General features: G+C 63.0%; 14 protein-coding genes. 9 read left to right on the forward strand and 5 right to left on the reverse strand.

All coding sequences use genetic code 11. The features are described from left to right. Both ACXAF3_RS03015 and ACXAF3_RS03020 read left to right on the forward strand, forming a co-directional pair. Positions 1-577 (forward strand): transposase (locus tag ACXAF3_RS03015; RefSeq protein ID WP_475110797.1); only part of this gene is annotated, 577 nt, incomplete at its 5' end. Further along, entirely contained in the window at positions 556-972 is a 417-nt protein-coding gene (locus ACXAF3_RS03020; protein WP_475110798.1) for a PIN domain-containing protein, read from the forward strand. The genes ACXAF3_RS03015 and ACXAF3_RS03020, both read left to right, overlap by 22 nt. A 25-nt stretch (positions 973-997) precedes the next feature. On the opposite strand, the gene hepT is transcribed toward ACXAF3_RS03020, so the two are convergent. From hepT to imuA, 5 genes are all read right to left on the reverse strand, one after another. Continuing rightward, positions 998-1,414 carry a type VII toxin-antitoxin system HepT family RNase toxin gene (gene hepT, locus ACXAF3_RS03025; protein ID WP_475110799.1) on the reverse strand — a complete coding sequence of 139 codons (417 nt, stop codon included), beginning with the start codon at positions 1,412-1,414 and terminating at the stop codon, positions 998-1,000. Then, positions 1,411-1,830 (reverse strand): type VII toxin-antitoxin system MntA family adenylyltransferase antitoxin, encoded by a 420-nt coding sequence (gene mntA / locus ACXAF3_RS03030; RefSeq protein WP_475110800.1) that lies wholly within the window; start codon positions 1,828-1,830, stop codon positions 1,411-1,413. The genes hepT and mntA overlap by 4 nt, the downstream gene beginning before the upstream one ends. 90 nt (positions 1,831-1,920) lie before the next feature. Further along, on the reverse strand, positions 1,921-5,004 hold the full coding sequence (locus tag ACXAF3_RS03035) for an error-prone DNA polymerase (RefSeq protein WP_475110801.1): 3,084 nt from the start codon (positions 5,002-5,004) through the stop codon (positions 1,921-1,923). A gap of 63 nt (positions 5,005-5,067) precedes the next feature. Continuing rightward, positions 5,068-6,579, reverse strand: coding sequence for a Y-family DNA polymerase (locus tag ACXAF3_RS03040; RefSeq protein WP_475110802.1), 1,512 nt, complete (start codon positions 6,577-6,579; stop codon positions 5,068-5,070). An 81-nt stretch (positions 6,580-6,660) separates the two neighbouring features. Further along, a complete protein-coding gene (gene imuA / locus ACXAF3_RS03045; RefSeq protein ID WP_475110803.1) occupies positions 6,661-7,368 on the reverse strand; it encodes a translesion DNA synthesis-associated protein ImuA in 708 nt (235 codons plus the stop codon). Positions 7,369-7,601: 233 nt separating this feature from the next. Here imuA and dcd point away from each other — a divergent pair, with 233 nt between their 5' ends. From dcd to ACXAF3_RS03080, 7 genes are all read left to right on the forward strand, one after another. Then, positions 7,602-8,171, forward strand: coding sequence for a dCTP deaminase (gene dcd / locus ACXAF3_RS03050; RefSeq protein WP_475110804.1), 570 nt, complete (start codon positions 7,602-7,604; stop codon positions 8,169-8,171). 10 nt (positions 8,172-8,181) lie between these two features. After that, positions 8,182-9,645, forward strand: a complete 1,464-nt coding sequence (locus ACXAF3_RS03055; protein WP_475110805.1) for a DUF3375 domain-containing protein — start codon at positions 8,182-8,184, stop codon at positions 9,643-9,645. After that, on the forward strand, positions 9,632-10,288 hold the full coding sequence (locus ACXAF3_RS03060; RefSeq protein WP_475110806.1) for a DUF4194 domain-containing protein: 657 nt from the start codon (positions 9,632-9,634) through the stop codon (positions 10,286-10,288). The genes ACXAF3_RS03055 and ACXAF3_RS03060 overlap by 14 nt, the downstream gene beginning before the upstream one ends. Further along, positions 10,285-13,668, forward strand: a complete 3,384-nt coding sequence (locus ACXAF3_RS03065; RefSeq protein ID WP_475110807.1) for an ATP-binding protein — start codon at positions 10,285-10,287, stop codon at positions 13,666-13,668. The genes ACXAF3_RS03060 and ACXAF3_RS03065 overlap by 4 nt, the downstream gene beginning before the upstream one ends. 226 nt (positions 13,669-13,894) lie before the next feature. Further along, positions 13,895-15,052, forward strand: a complete 1,158-nt coding sequence (locus ACXAF3_RS03070; protein ID WP_475110808.1) for a Wadjet anti-phage system protein JetD domain-containing protein — start codon at positions 13,895-13,897, stop codon at positions 15,050-15,052. A 56-nt stretch (positions 15,053-15,108) separates the two neighbouring features. Continuing rightward, on the forward strand, positions 15,109-16,242 hold the full coding sequence (locus ACXAF3_RS03075; RefSeq protein WP_475111010.1) for a BaiN/RdsA family NAD(P)/FAD-dependent oxidoreductase: 1,134 nt from the start codon (positions 15,109-15,111) through the stop codon (positions 16,240-16,242). Between the two features lie 5 nt (positions 16,243-16,247). Continuing rightward, complete coding sequence (locus ACXAF3_RS03080) at positions 16,248-16,433, forward strand: hypothetical protein (protein WP_475110809.1); 186 nt, start codon at positions 16,248-16,250, stop codon at positions 16,431-16,433. The last annotated feature ends 181 nt before the right edge of the window (positions 16,434-16,614 follow it).

Consider the following 16,614-nt stretch of genomic DNA (forward strand, 5'->3'; position numbering starts at 1 on the left):
CCTCGATGTCTTCAGCCGCAAGATCGTTGGGTGGGAAGTGCATACAGAGGAATCAGCCGATCACGCCAGCACCTTGATCCGCAAGGCCTGCTTGGCGGAGGGCATCCTTGAACGCGGGTTGGTACTGCACTCGGACAATGGTGGACCGATGAAAGGCGCCACCATGCTGGCCACCTTGCAGAAGCTCGGTGTGGTGCCATCGTTCAGCCGGCCCTCGGTGAGTGATGACAACCCCTACTCGGAGAGCCTGTTCCGCACCATGAAATACGGTCCGAGCTACCCGAGCAAGCCGTTTGACAGCATCGAGGCTGCCAGGAAGTGGGTACATGGCTTCGTGCAGTGGTACAACAGCGGTCACCGGCACAGCTCCATCCGCTATGTGACACCGAACCAACGTCACAGTGGCGAAGAGGTATCAGTGCTACAGCAGCGGCAGGCTGTGTACGAGGAGGCCCGGCAGCGCACACCAGAGCGCTGGGCGCGCGAAACCCGGAATTGGAACCAGGTTGGCGAAGTATGGCTCAACCCGCCTAAGGAAAATCAGGCTACTGCGGAGTGCAAATCCAAGGCCGCTTGATCAGTGGATGCGACAACTTTGTTGACAAACACCGTGAGTGGCTGACCGATGGTGCTCTGGCGGAGGACTTCAGGCCCTGGCTCGCCGATACGGAACGGCTGCTGGTACCTACATCTATTCAGTTCGAGCTGTATAAGTGGGTTAAACGGGAGCGCGGGGAAGCCGTGGCGCTGGAGGCGGTAGCCTGGACGGAGCAGGCCAGGGTGATTCCGCTGGACAGTAACATTGCTCTGCTGGCAGCGGATGCGGCTCTTCAGTACCGTTTGTCGTTTGCCGATGCGATTATTTATGCCTCCGCGCGCCGGCATCAGTCGGAGTTGGTCACTGCGGATGACCATTTCGAGGGCTTGGACGGTGTTACTTTTTTCGATAAGAGAGAAAGTCCCGGCAAGTAACCCCTGATTTTCCCTTAAATGGAGATTATTGACTCGAACACATCAGCTTGCAGTAGTGTCCGACAAACTCGCCTAGTTTGACGTATTGTCTGGTGCGAATAACCCGCTCAATCAGCGCCCAGTCCAGATTCAGGTAGTCGTGCACTATGGCGTTGCGCATTCCGATGGCGCCGCGTATCTCGTCTTTGGTGATTCCCGGGCAGGGGGATTGCTCAAGCAGCTGTGTTGCGCTGCTGGCGGCATCGCTGCGTTCCGGCAGCCCGAGCTTTCTATTGGCATGTTTGGATAGACCGATAACCGCTTCCGCCAGTATTTGCAGGCTGCGCTCGGCGGCGCTGCGTTCGAGCAATCCGAGCTCCTGTTTTGCGCCAATTTGGTCGAGCAATTGCTGGTGGACAGAGACCTGCTCGGTCAGTGCGGTGCAATAGGCGGTGTAATTCACGAGCCGTGTTCCTTGTGCAGTTGTTCGCGATACCAGAGGTGGTCAGCCCAGAGCCCGTGGATGCGATTGATTTCCCGGCAGTAGCGCAGTTCATCCCGGACCAGTAGGGGAGTGCCGTCGTCGAGAATGCCGATAGCCAGGGGGATGGGCACCAGATTGATATCCACGACTTGTACCGGGTGCTCGAGCTCGGCGCTCAGATCCATGCCGAGCAGTTCTGGGGCCAGGCGCCGTTTGGCGTAGGGCTGGTCGAAATTGTTCAGGGCTATGGCGATATCGTAGTCGCTGTCCGGGCGTTGGCTTCCCCTGGCCCTTGAGCCATAGATCCAGGCGGCGGCCAGGTTCTCCTGCGCTGCCAGCCGCTGCACGATCCGCGCAAGCTTGGGATCTCGATTGCGGTTTTCGCTATTGGGCATGGGGGCCTCCTGGGGCACTTTAGGCAAGTATATTGCGCTGGCGGGGTGGATTGCGAGGGGCGGCGTATGGCCCTGTGTGCTGGGGGTTTGTCAGTGGAAGCTTCTCACCGCCTGGATTTCCGCCCACTCCAGGCAGCGGATTCTCTCCCCTACCAGATGCACCACCGAGCAGCTGCTTGCCTTGCCTTCATCGTTGATCTGCAGCCGCCCCCTGATTTCCAGAATATTGCCCCGCTTGATCTCCGCCCGGTAGCGCTGCTGTACCTTCTCCCACAGCACCACATTGATCACACCGGTTTCATCTTCCAGTGTCAGAAACATCACCCCGGAAGCACTGCCGGGCCTCTGGCGACAGGTGACCAGGCCGATAATGGTGGCCCGCTGGCCGTTCCGGCAGCCGGCCAGCGCCTGCGCTGTGCTGTGTTTGCGGAAGCGGTTTCGCCGGCGCAGCAGGGCTATGGGGTGTTCGCGCAGGGTCAGGCCCGTGCTGGAGTAGTCGCTGTAGGTGTTGTCCTCGATGGAGTTGCCGGGGCTGTGGCCGGTGGTGTTTTCCATCTCTTCGCCCAGGGACAGCCAGGTATCCAGGTAGCGGTTTTCGGCTAGGCTTTTGAAGGCGTTGGCGCTGGCCAGGGCGGCGGCCTGGTCCCTGGGCAACTGAGTCAATTGGCGGAACTGGAGCAGGGAGGTGAAGGGGTGTTTTTCTCTCTGGGTGACGATGGCAGTTGCAGTCTGTTCGTCCAGACCTTTGATCAGGCGCATGCCGAGGCGCAGCATCGGGGTGCCGATTGTTGGGGCCTGCGAGGTCGGCAGGGGCTGGAATTCCAGGCTGTGGTGCCAGTGACTATATAAAACGTCTATCGGCAATACTTTTACGTTGTGGCGCTGGGCGTCGTAGACCAGTTGGGCGGGGGCGTAGAAGCCCATGGGTTGGCTGTTGAGCAGGCCGCAGTAAAAAGCCGCCGGGTGGTGGCGTTTTATCCAGGCGGAGAAGTAGGCCAGCAGCGCGAAGCTGGCGGAGTGGGATTCCGGGAAGCCGTAGGAACCGAAGCCTTTCATCTGCTTGAAGAGCTGTTCGGCGAACTCGGCCTCGTAGCCGTTGGCCAGCATGCCCCGGATCAGCTTGTCCTTGAACCTGTACAGGTCGCCGTTCTTACCCCAACTGGCCATGGCCCGGCGCAGTTCGTCGGCCTCGCCACCGCTGAAGCCGGCGGCGACCATCGACAGCTGGATCACCTGTTCCTGGAATATCGGCACGCCCTTGGTGCGCTCCAGTACAGGGCGCAGGTTTTCGTGGGGGTAGGTGACCGGTTCCAGTCCCTGTTTGCGCCTCAGATAGGGGTGCACCATGCCGCCCTCGATGGGGCCGGGGCGGACTATCGCGATTTCGATAGTGAGTTCGTAGAAGCTGCGCGGCTGCAGCCTGGGCAGCATACTCATCTGTGCGCGGGACTCTATCTGGAAGACGCCGACGGTATCCGCCCGGCAGATCATCTCGTAGGTGGCTTTGTCCTCCGGGGGGATGTCCTGCAGCCGCAGTTTGGGGCCGTAGAGAGCGATATAGTTCAGGGATTTCCGCAGCGCGGTGAGCATGCCCAGCGCGAGGATATCCACCTTCATCAGCTTCAGGTCTTCTATATCCTCCTTGTCCCACTGCACTATGGTGCGGTCCTCCATGGCCGCGTTTTCGACCGGCACCAGCGTGTGCAACGGTTGCTCGGTAATCACGAAGCCACCCACATGCTGGGACAGGTGGCGGGGGAAACCGTGGATCTGTTGCAGCAGCTGCGGCAGGGCCTTGCCGGTGGCGCTGTGCGGGTCTATGCCGACCTTCTGCATCTGCCGGGGGAAGTCTTCCATCTTGTCCCACCAGGCGCGCTCCGCGATCAGCTGCTCTATGGTGGCGGCGCTGAGCCCCAGGGCCTTGCCGATATCGCGCAGGGCGCTCTTGAAGCGGTAGGTGATTTTGGTCGCGGCGAGGCCGGCGCGGTGGCGGCCGTATTTGCCGTAGATGTACTGGATGATCTCCTCGCGCCGCTCGTGCTCGAAGTCCACATCGATATCCGGCGGCTCGTTGCGCTCGCGGGAGATAAAGCGCTCGAACAGCAGGCCTATCTTGTGCGGGTCTATCTCGGTGATAAACAGGCAGTAGCAGACCACCGAGTTGGCGGCGGAGCCGCGGCCCTGGTAGAGGATATGCCGGCTGCGGGCGTACTGGACTATGTCGTAGATGGTCAGGAAATAGTGCTCGTATTGCAGCTCGGCGATCAGGGCCAGCTCCTTTTCTATCTGGTCGGCGATCTTTTTTGAGGGGCCTTGGGGCCAGCGCTTTTTCCTGCCGGCTTCCACCAGTTCGCGCAGGTAGTCGCTGGCCTGTCTGTTGGCCGGGAGCACTTCCGATGGGTACTGGTAGCGCAGTTCGCTGAGGCTGAAGTGGCAGCACTCGGCGATTTTGACGGTGTTTTCTATCGCCTGTCTGGGGTACAGGGTTTTGATGTCGTCGAGGCTGCGCAGATAGCGCTCGGCGTTCTGTTCTATGCGGTAGCCCAGCTGCTCCAGGGTGCAGTTGTGATAGCTGGCATTGAGCACGTCCTGCAGCGGCTTGCGGCTGCGGCAGTGCATCAGCACCGCGCCGGTGGCGGCCAGAGGCAATTCCTCCCGCCTGGCGAATTCCATCAGTTCGCTGCAGCGGAGGCTTTGCTGCGGCAGCAGATGGTTGCTGAAAGCGATATACAGGCGGCCGTTGAAGTGCTGCTTCAGTTCCCCGGGTATATTCAGTGGGGACTGGCAGGGCAGCCAGAGGGCGATACTCTCCCGGCACAGTTGCAGCAGGTCTTTGCGATAAGTCTGGTACTGGCCCTTTTCCGCGCGCAGCCGCGAGGTGGAGATCAGTTGGCAGAGTTCGCTGTAGGCGGACATGTTGGGGGCCAGCAGGACCAGTTGCCCGCCTTCCTGCAGGCGGAAGAAGCTGCCGCAGATCAGCTTGAGCTGGCTGCCCTCCGCTTTCAGTTTCTCCAGTTCTTTATAGGCGCGGACCACGCCGGACAGGGAGCACTCGTCGGTGATGGCCAGGGCACTGTAACCCAGTTGATGTGCCGTCTGGATCAGCTCCTGCGGGTGTGAGGCGCCCTGCAGGAAGGAGAAATTACTTTGGCAGAAGAGTTCGGCGTACTGCACAGGTGCGTCACTCGTGTGATGTCAGGTTATTCTCGCGGAGGGCTATTTCCTCGCGGCGCAGTATCAGGCATAGACTCCGTGTAGATACCACTCCTCCGAGGTCAGATCCTGAAACACCCAATAGAGGCCACCTTCCTCTCCCCGTGCTATGTAGTAGTCCCGTCCGTGGCGGCCGTGTTGCCACCAGTAGCCGTCGATGCGCTCGGGGCCCTGCAGCAGTTTGATTTCGCCGCGGTAGAAGAGTTTGTGCTCGCGGCTCTGCAGTCTGTCGGGCCGCGCCAGCAGCCAGGTGGGGCGGGGGGCATTGACCGGCTGCAGCTGGTGGCCCTTACTGCCGCGATCGCTCTGCAGCACCAGTGTGTCGGCGCTGGCCCAGGCCTGTTCCGGCAGGTAGCTCTCCTTCAGGGTGACGCCGGACAGGGCCTGGTGGCCGAGGCGGGCTTTGAGTTTGTCCAGCAACTGGTGGCTGCGCTGTAGCCGGGTCTCCCCGCCGAACAGGTCGTCGTCGAGCTTGTTCTGCTCCAGCGGCAGCAGCTGGTCGCAGGTCAGGTTCAGGGCCTGTATCGGCTGTTCCAGTTGGATCCTCTCCAGCTGCAGCTTGGTCAGTGCGATCAGCCGCTGCGGGTCCAGCAATGGGCGCGAGACTTCCACGCTGAAGACCTTGCAGCCCTGTTGGCCGAAATCCAGTTTCCAGCGCAGCTGGTGGCTGTACAGCTGGCGGCGCTGCAGCTGCTGGCAGAGTTCGCGCACCAGGCGGCCGGCGGGAAACAGCAGTTGTTCGCTGTTGTCCAGCGGGCTGGGGAAGAAGAGCTCGCTGTGGAATTCCGGCGGCGGCTGGTAGCTGGGCACCGGGTCGTGGCGGGTGCCGCCCAGGCGCGCCAGGTAGTCGACGAAGCCGCGGCCGAAGCGGCTGCCCACTTCCGACAGCGGAATCGCCAGCAGTTGGCTGACCCGCTTGATACCGCAGGCGTAGAGCTTGGCGATGGTCTTGTTGTCGCAGTCGAGCAGCTTGCTCGGGCAGAAGCTGATCCACTGTTTCCACTGCTGCGGGCCGGGTGGTGCCTGGGTTTCCGCCAGCCACTGGCGGTGTTCCGGCAGCTGGCTGAGCAGGCGCGCGGCGCTGGGGCTGTGACCGAGGCCCATAAAACAGCTGATATGCATCTGGCGCAGTTCGCGCACAAGCTGTTGCAGCAGGGGTTTGAGGCCGCCGCTGGCCTTGAGGCAACCGGAGAGCTCCAGGTAGAGGCAGGCGAAGCGGTCGTCGCCGGCGTCGATGGCGCCGGCGGCCTGGGGGGAGACCACCGGGGTGAAGCTGTAGCCCCACTGGGCCAGCTGCTGCAGCTGTTGCTCCTCCCGCTGGGTGTCCCGCTGCAGCAGTTGCAGGTCCGCGCAGAGGGCGCAGGCGGTGGCGATGGTGAGGCCGGTCTCCACGCCGCGCTCGGCGGCGGGGCGGTTGACGTCTACGATCAGTTGCTGTTCCACCACGGCCCGGGGGGCGGTTTGGGCGCCGTCGCGCTGGGCGCGGGTGAGCACTTCCAGCGGGAGTTTGGGGAATTGGATGCAGAGCCAGAGCATGGTTGGTTTCCGTTTTTGCCTGTTGCAGATCGCCATTCGGGCGAATCGATCGCGGCCGTGGGCCGCTTCTACAAGGGCGTGTCAGTGCAGCGGGCGGTCGCGGCGGGTCAGGTCGGCGCTGCGGGACAGGTGCAGGCGCTGGCCGGAGTGGCCGCCCAGTTGCTTCAGCAGCTGTACCGCCAGCTGTTCGCCGTCGCTGGCGAGCTGCAGGCGCAGGCTGGCCGGGGAGGGGCTGGCGGCTGCGGACTGGGGGCGGAAGTGAAAGTGCAGGCAGTCGCCCTCGCGGGCGGCGAGCTGCAGGCGGCGCAGGTCCTTGTCTGCCGGTGACTGGCGGCCCTGCCAGTTGAGCAGGGCGCCGCAGCAGCCGGATTGCAGGGACTGCTCTATGGCCCAGAGTTCGTCTTTCTGCCCGCGGGGGTGCAGTATCAGCAGCTTCTCCAGGCGCACGCCGGCGGTGGCCAGCGCCGGCGCGTAGGGGATATGGGGCGGGTTGACCAGCACCACCATCTGCTCCCGCCGGGTGAGTTCCGCCAGGGCCGGCAGCAGCAGGGACATCTCGCCGATGCCGGAGCGGTCGACCAGCAGCTCAGTGGTGGCGCCGCGGGGCCAGCCGCGGCCGGCGAGCAGGGCGTCCAGCGCCGCATGGCCGCTGGCTATGCCACCGCGCCGGCGCCTGTGTTCATTGGCGGCCTGCCAGATATCCGGCCTGGCGAGCAGCTGGCTCAGCCGCTGCTGCTTGGAGTGATCGGCTAAGTGGTTGTTTTGCAATAGGTTTTCGGCGTTGCTCACGTTTTCGGCCCTCTTCTTCAGCCCCGTGGCCGCCCCTTCGAGGTGGCGACTGTATATTCGTACAGCTTTTACTGGTGATTTATACAGTAGTTTATTCAGGGCAACAAGGGGCCAGTGGCGCGATTGGCACTTTTTTGCACAGCGCAAAAGGGCTATGATTCGGCCTCGTTGTCGACCGGGACAACGGGACAAAAAGAGCAGACCAGCAGAAACACGAGAAGCGAGGGGGCGGAGTGAGTATCAAGTCCGACAAGTGGATTCGCCGTATGGCCGAGCAGCACGGCATGATCGAGCCGTTCGAGCCGGCCCAGGTGCGCCAGAACGGCAGCGGCGAGCGGCTGATCTCCTACGGCACCTCCAGCTACGGCTACGACGTGCGCTGCGCCGGCGAGTTCAAGATCTTCACCAATGTGCACTCCGCCACCGTGGATCCGAAGACCTTCGACGAAAACAGCTTCGTCGATGTGGAGGGGGATTCCTGTATCATCCCGCCCAACTCCTTCGCCCTGGCGCGCACCGTCGAGTACTTCCGCATCCCGCGCTCGGTGCTGACCATCTGCCTGGGCAAGTCCACCTACGCCCGCTGTGGCATTATCGTCAACGTGACGCCGCTGGAGCCGGAGTGGGAGGGGCATGTGACCCTGGAATTCTCCAACACCACCAACCTGCCGGCGAAGATCTACGCCCACGAGGGTGTGGCGCAGATGCTGTTCTTCGAGTCCGACGAGGTCTGCGATGTGTCCTACGCGGACCGCGGCGGCAAGTACCAGGGCCAGCGTGGCGTGACATTGCCGCGGGCCTAGTGGCAACCCGGTGAAAGGTCTCGCCCGGGTTGACAGCTATCGTCAACTGACCGAAAAGCCGGTCTGGCGGCTGCTCCGCGCCCAGCACGCGGCGGTGATTCTCGGCCTGCTGCACGCCCACCTGGCGGAGCAGCAGCGCAGCCTGCCGGCCTCCATTTTTATCGAGCGTATCGAGCGCGATCTGGAACTGTTGCGCGCGCGCGGCTTCGAGCTGCCGCAAAGTGCCCAGGCCTATATTGCCGACTGGCTTGCCGCCGGCTACCTGGAGCGCCGTTTTCCCGCCGATGCCAGCGAGGAGGAGTACGAACTCACTGCCCCCGCGCTGCAGGCCATCCGTTTTGCGGAAAGCCTGGCCGACAAACGCTCCGCCGCTACCGAGAGCCGCCTCGCCGGTGTGATACAGCAACTGGTGACCCTCGCCGAACAAACGGACCCCAATCCCGCCTCCCGTATAGAGAAGCTGCAGGCAGAGCGCGACCGCATCGATGCGCAGATAGAACAGATCCAGCGCGGCAAACTGGAGGTGCTGGACGAGGCGCGTGCGCTGGAGCGGGCGCGGGAGGTGGTGACACTCACCGACGAACTGGCCAACGATTTCCGTCAGGTGCGCGACGACTTTGCCGAACTGAACCGCCAGCTGCGCGAGCAGATAGTGGAACACGAGGGCGGTCGCGGCGAGGTGCTGGAAAAACTCTTTGCCGGCATCGACGTGATCAGTGAAAGCGAGGCGGGGCGTACCTTCAACGCCTTCTGGCAGCTGCTCAACAACCCGGACCAGGCGCTGGCTTTGGAGCAGGCGCTGGAACAGATCCTCTCGCGCCCCTTCGCCGATAAGCTCAACCGCCGGGAGCGCAGGTTTCTGCTGCGTCTGACCAATACGCTGCTGGAACGCAGCGGCGCGGTCAACGAGGTGCTGACCAACTTTGCCCGCAGTCTCAACAATTTCGTGCAGAGCCAGGAATACCTGGAACAGCGCCACCTGAAGCGCCTGCTGAAAGACGCGCAGAAGTCGGCCCTGGAGGCGAGGGACTACCTCAAGCCGTCGGACCCGGTCGGTATCCAACTCTACCAGTCCCGCGCCAAACTGGACTCCCTGTCCCGCTGGCGCCTGCACGACCCCAGCCGGGACCGGGTGGATGGCCGCATCAGCAGCGCGGGTGCCGCGGATATCTCTCTGGAGATGGTGGAAGCGCTGGTGAGCGAATCGGAAATCGATTTCCGCACCCTCAGATCCAATATCCGCACCCTGCTGCGGACACAGTCCCAGGTAACGCTGGCCGACCTGCTGCGCCATTTTCCCGCCGAGCAGGGTCTCGGCAGCGTGATCGGCTATATCGCGCTGGCGGTCAGGGAGGGGCATGTCACGGCGGAGCGGGACAGCGTCAGCTGGAACGGCCGCGACGGCAAAAGGCGCCGCGCCCAGGCGCCGAGAATCTATTTCACCCGGGAGAAAAGTACACGTGAGTTGGCCTGAAGAGCAAACCCAACCAGCGGAGCAGACGGCGGAAGAGCGTCAGGGGCTGTATCCGGGTGACACCGGGGAGCTGCCCCTGGAGGCGCGGCAGGTACTGGTGCGGTTGCTCGCCGGTCCCTATCTCGACAGCCAGCAGCACCCCAAACTGTGGCCGGCGCTATTGCGCTACGAGGTGCAGATGCGCTCGCGGCTGTCGGATCTGTTTCTGGAACTGGTGCTGGATGCCGACGCCGGCGTGGCCTTCACCCGGCAGGCGGATACCGGCGAGCTGGACACGCCGATACTGCTTTCCAAGAGCGCGCTGACTTTTGTGGAAACGGTGTTACTGCTGTTCTTGCGCCAGAAACTGATGGAGGCGGAAGTGCGCGGCGAACGCGCCAGCGTCGATACGGTGGAGATCCACGAACAGCTCGCGCTCTACGAAAAGGCGGCTAATACCGACAGGGCCGGCTATCTGAAGCGGGTCAACAGCGCCATTGAAAAAATGAAACAGAAAAGCGTATTGCGCAAGCTGCGCGCCAGCGAAGACCGTTTCGAAATCTCTCCAACCCTGCGTCTGCTGTTTTCCGCCGAGGAGGTCCGCAGCCTGGCGGAGCAGTACCGGCGGCTGATTCCGGCACAGGCGGAGGTGGAGGCCCGATGAGATTCCAGGAGCTTTTTTCAGAGAGCGTCCTCGAGCAGCAGCGCCGCGAACAATTCCGCATGCGCCGCCTGCAGGTCTACAATTGGGGCACCTTCTCCGAGCTGCACACCATTCATATCGCCGAACAGGGCTACCTGTTTACCGGCAAATCCGGTTCCGGAAAATCCACCCTCCTCGATGCCATCGCCGCGGTGCTGATTCCCCCACGGTGGGCCAAGTTCAACGTGGCCGCCCAGGAAGGGGAGCGCAACCGCCAGGACCGCAACACCGTCTCCTATGTGCGCGGCGCCTGGGCGGATCAGTCGGAGGCGGATACCGGCGAGATCGCCACCCGCTATCTGCGGCCGCACACCACCTGGTCCGCCCTGGGGCTGGAGTTCGCCAATGCCGAGGGGCGCATCGTCACCCTGGTGCGCCTCTTCTGGATCAAGGGCAACGGCACTGCCACGGACGATCTCTCCGAGCATTTCATCATTGCCGAGCGCCGCTTCGATATCGACAGGGAACTGTCCGGGTTCGAGCTGGACAGACGCAGGCTGAAGCAGAAGCTGGAAGGGGATGTACACCCGCCCACCTTCAAGGCCTACAGCGAGCGCTTCCGCCACCTGGTGGGCATAGAAAAGGAGGAGGCGCTGAAGCTGTTGCAGAAAACCCAGTCCGCCAAGAGCCTGGGAGACCTCAACACCTTCCTGCGCGAATTTATGCTCGACCGGCCGCAGACCTTCGATGTGGCCGAGGACCTGGTGCGGGAGTTCGGCGAGTTGGACTCCACCCATCAGCAGGTGGTCACCGCGCGCCTGCAGGTGGAGACCCTGCTGCCGGCGCAGGACGCCCACGGGGAAAGGGAATCGGTAACAGGCGAAATTGCCCGGCGCGAGGAGTTGCTTGCGGGACTGGATGGCTACACGGATCGGTGCCGCAAAGAGCTGCTGCAGCAGGCCATTGCGGAAAAGGACATAGCCCGGCAGTCTCTGGCTGGGCGTATCTCCCAGCAGGAATCGCTGCGGGACAACAAGAGCACCGAGCTGCGCCAGTTGCGCCAGCGCCACAGCGCGCTCGGCGGCGACCAGATAGTACAGCTCGAACAGGAGCTGCGCGACTGCGAAAAGCGCCGCGGACAGTGCGAAGAGAAACTGGCCCAGGTCCGGGCTGCGTGCAAACAGTTGGGCTGGGCCTTCTCCGATTCCCCGCAGGGGTTCGCCGAACTGGCGGGCAGGGCGCAGTCCCTGGTGGACAACTGGCAGCAGGAGCAGGCCGACTACCTGCACAAGCGCGATGCGCTGCGCGACGAGGTCAAGGAAAAGGGCGAGGCGCTGGCGGAGGTGGTCGGCGAGGTGAAGGCCCTGGAGCGGCAGCCGTCGAATATCCCCGGGCGCATGCTGCAGCTCCGCGATGAGATGGCGGCGGCCCTCGGCCTGTCGGAATCCGAGCTGCCCTTCGTGGGTGAGCTGCTGCAAGTCAAGGAGAGCGAGGCTCCCTGGCGCGGCGCCATAGAGCGCCTGCTGCACGGCTTTGCGCTGTCCATACTGGTGGAAGAGCGCAATTACCGCGCCGTTTCCGATTACGTCAACGAAAACACCTTTCCCGGCCAGCGCTTGGTCTATTACCGGGTCGCCGAGCCAGCCGCCGAAAAGCGCGACTATATCGGTGCCGATTCGGTTGTCGAGAAACTTGATATCAAACCCTGTATCTACGGTGAATGGCTGGGGGCGGAGCTGCGCAAGCGCTTCGACTATGTCTGTGTCGACAGCCTGCGCGCCTTCCGTGCGGAATCCCGCGCGATTACCCGCGAGGGGCAGATACGTCACAACCGCAGCCGCCACGAGAAGGACGACCGCCGCGCGATCAACGACCGCCGCAACTGGGTGCTGGGGTTCGATAACCGGGAAAAACTGGCGCTGTTTCGCAGGGAGGCGCAGGAGCTGGGCGAGGCCATCGCCGATTTGCAATCCCGGCTCAAGGAAATGGAACAGCGGCAGGCGGACCGCCAGCAACACCTGCAGGCGAGCACGGTGCTGGTCAACTGCCGTTTCGACGAAATCGATATAGGCCCTCTGCTGGACCGCATCCAGGCCCTGACACAGGATATCGCGGAGCTCAAAACCGGCAACAGCGCCCTGCAGGAACTGGATCGCAAGATCCAAATATTGCAGGAAAATATAGAGGCCCTGGATAAAGAGCTGCGCAAACTGGAGGCGGAATCCCTCACTCTTGCCAGAGAGATAGACGGTCTGCAGCGCAAATTGGAGGAAGTCTCGGGCATGGCTCCGGCGCTGACACCCGAGCAGCAGCGGGGGCTGGACGAGGCCTTCGCGGCCGAGGGGCGGGCGCTGTCGCTGGACAAACTGGACCAGATCCGGAACTCGGTGGAGCGGGCCATTTCCAGGGAAAAAGAACGGCTGAAAGACCGCTCCGCAGAACTGAAAGCGCTGATAGAAAAACAGTTTGTCGAGTTTAAGAGGCAGTGGCCCCAGGAGTGCGGCGAACTGGAGGCGGCACTGGATTGCGCCGGCGAATTCTTCGAAAAGCTGCGCCGCCTGCAGGCCGACGGCCTGCCCGCCTACGAACAGCGCTTTTTCGCTCTATTGCAGAAGCAAAGCCTCGACAACCTCACCCGTCTCAAGCACTACCTGCTGGAGGCGCGCCGGCAGATCCGCGAGCGCATGGAGCTGGTCAACGAGAGTCTCGCCAACGCCCAGTTCAACCCGGGCACCTACCTGGAGATAGACGTCAAGGACAGGTACATGCCCGCCGTGACCGAGTTCGGCCAGCAGATAGACAGGGCGCTCAGCAGCTCCCTGGAAACGGAGCTGGACCGGGAGGCGGCGGAGGAGCGCTTCAGCGCTCTGCGCCAGTTGGTGGACAAGCTGGGCGGCCAGGAGCCGGAATTGCGTCGATGGCGCGAACAGGTGTTGGATGTGCGTCTGCAGGTGGAATTCGTCGGCCGGGAGCGGGACGCAGATGGCAAAGAAGTGGAGGTCTACCGGGGCAGCGGCGGCAAGTCCGGCGGCCAGCGCCAGAAGCTGACCACCACCTGCCTGGCGGCGGCCTTGCGCTATCAGCTCGGCGGCAGCGACGGCGGCGTGCCCAGCTACGGCGCCGTGGTGATGGACGAGGCTTTCGACAAGGCGGACAACGAATTTACCGAACTGGCGGTCAATATCTTTACCAACTTCGGCTTCCAGATGATTCTGGCCACGCCGCTGAAGTCGGTAATGACGCTGGAACCCTTTATCGGCGGCGCCTGCTTTGTCAGCATTGAGGACCGCCAGCGCTCCAGTGCGCTGCAGATTGACTACGACGAGCAGTCCAGCCAGCTCAATCTGCCGGGGCGTCTGCGGCAGCAGGCACAGGAGGAAACCGAAGCGGCACTGGATTAATAGGGTGGGGTAAAGCGAAGGCAGAGATCGCTCCCGCGTTTTCTGCATCCCCGCTATTCATGGTGGCTTCGTGCCAGTTAGAGCGGAAGATGGGCACGTCGCTGCGCTCCTTTGCCCATCCTACGCGGTTGTGAGCTAGCTTGCAGGGAACACGATCCAGGTGCCTCTCGGACCCATTCGCCTGCAAGCAGGCTCCTACACGGCGAAGTGCCAGGAAAGAGATTCATTGAAAACGCCCGAAGTTGTTACCGAAATTCTGCACAAACGTTTCCGCAACCAGCGCGATACCTGGTTGGCCGGCGGCGGCCAGTGGCCGCTGGTGATCAACCTGGGGGTACCGGCGGAGGCGCGCGCGCAACAGCAACTGGCGGCAGTGCGCGACTGGCTGCAGCGCTGGCGGGATTGTCCCGAGTGTGCCGCGCATCCGGAAGTATTACAGTGGTGCGAGCGCAGTTGGCGCACGCTGGGCAGGCAGAGGCTGCCGGAGAAACTGTCGTTCCCGGATGCGGATTCGGTGGCGGCCTGGTGCGGACAGCTTGAGCCCTGGCAGCGTGTGCGCAAGCTGCGGGAGAAAATCCATTCTCTCTGGCCGCAGGCCGAGTTGCCCCCGCTCTATAGCGCCCTGTCGGCAATGGACGAAGGCGACTTCGAGGCACTGCTGCGGGGGCTGCAGTGGTTGCAGGAGCACCCGCGCTCGAATCTCTATCTGCGCCAGCTACCCATCGAAGGGCTGGATTCCAAATGGATCGAGCGGCACAGGAAACTCCTGATAGCCCTGCTCGGTACCGTCGATGGGCGTGAGTACAGCGGCGACTTTGCCGACTTCCTCGGGCTGCGCAAGGCGTCGCCGCGCGTGCGCCTGCGCCTCCTGGACCGGGAGTTGCAGTTGCGGCTGCGCGGGCTGGAAGACCTGGAAATGCCGGTGCCGCAGCTGCGCCTGCTGGATCTGCCGGTCAAAAATGTCTTTATCGTCGAGAACCTGGCCACCTTTCTGGCCTTTGAACCGCTTGCGGAATCCGCCGTTGTCTTCGGGCGCGGCTTCGGCGTCGGCGTTTTGGCCGGGTTGCCCTGGCTACACCGGGCGCGCTGTTATTACTGGGGTGATATCGACAGCGACGGCTTCGCGATCCTCAATCGTATACGGACATATTACCCGGAGATACAGTCGTTGATGATGGACAGGCACACTCTGGAGTGCCACCGGGATCTGTGTGTACGGGACCCGAATGCCGGAAGTGGGGCGCAGCTTGAGCGGCTCACTGCCGCGGAGCAGAACCTCTACCGGGAGGTGGGGGACCGGCGCCTGCGCCTGGAGCAGGAGCGTATCGCCTGGCCCCACGCCTGGGGCCGTATCAAACAGTGCCTTGACGGGGGTGGCCGGTGAGTGAGCTGCCCGACAAAACAGAGGTGCTGATCGTCGGTGCCGGTGCGGCCGGGCTGATGTGCGCGGCCACCGCCGGCAAGCGCGGGCGCAGCGTGCTGGTGCTGGACCACGCCAACAAGGTCGGCAAGAAGATCCTGATGTCCGGCGGCGGCCGCTGCAATTTCACCAACCTGTACACATCGCCGGAAAACTTCTACAGCCGGAACCCGCAATTCTGCAAATCGGCCCTGGCCCGCTTCACGCAGTGGGACTTTATCGCACTGGTGGAGAAGCACCGTGTGCCCTACCACGAGAAGACCCTCGGCCAGCTGTTCTGCGACAACAAATCCAAAGATATCGTCGACCTGCTGCTGGCGGAGTGCCGCGCGGCCAAAGCGCGGATACGCACCCGCTGCAGTATTCAGGGCATAGGGGCGCTGGATAGCGGCTTTCTCGTCGATACCAGCCTGGGAAGGGTGGCCTGCGAATCTCTGGTGATCGCCACCGGCGGCCTGTCGATCCCGACCATGGGTGCCACCGGCTTCGGCTACGATGTGGCGCGCCAGTTCGGCCTGGAGATAGTCCCCACCCGACCGGCCCTGGTGCCCTTTACCTTGCACAGGCGCCAGTTGGCGCAGCAGAGCGATCTGCCCGGCAGCGCCCTGGCGGTGACCGCCAGCTGCGGCGGGGGCAGCTTCGGCGAGCAGATGCTGTTTACCCATCGCGGTCTCAGCGGCCCGGCGGTGCTGCAGATCTCCAGCCACTGGCGCGAGGGCCGGGCGGTGGAGTTCGACCTGGCCCCGGGGCGGGATTTGGCCGAGTGGTTGCGGCAGCGGCGCGGGCGGAATCCGGAGCCGCACCTGCACAGCGTGCTGGCGGAAATCTGGAGCAAAAAATTGGTGCAGTTTTTCCTGCGGCGGGAGAAGATCGAAAGCCGGCCGCTAAAGCAGTACGGTGAACAGGCGCTCGCGGATATAGGCCGCCGGTTGCAGACCTGGCAACTGGTGCCCGCCGGCACCGAGGGCTACCGCACCGCGGAGGTCACGCTGGGCGGGGTGGACACGGACTTTATTTCCTCGCGCACGATGGAGAGCAAGACACAGCCGGGGCTCTATTTTATCGGCGAGGTACTGGACGTGACCGGCTGGCTCGGCGGATACAATTTTCAGTGGGCCTGGGCTTCGGGCCATGCGGCGGGAGAGGTGGTGTAAAGACCATGGGCGAAGTGATTCCTTTCAAGAAGAAAACTGCCTGGCAAAAACACAAAGGCAGCAGCCTGTGCCGCGAGGGCTTCCACAAGTGGGTGGTGGTCACGGAGAGAAAATTTGACGTGAAGCAGGGCAGGCTGGTGACCGAATACCGCTGCCAGCGCTGCGGCAAGATCAAGGGAACCTCTGAATAACTCCATAGCCTCTCTGCGGGCCCTGAAGCATGCAGATGCAAGGCGCAGCTCGCAGCGAATGGCCCGGCCCTTTGCAAGAGCTGCAACGCCGCAGATGCATGCTTCAGGGCCCGCCCTGCGGGGCTTTCGGAGCGATTCACACTCTGCGTTGCGACTTTTTGAAAGGTCTCGACATTCCTGC

Source organism: Microbulbifer sp. ABF4_143, assembly GCF_056160225.1.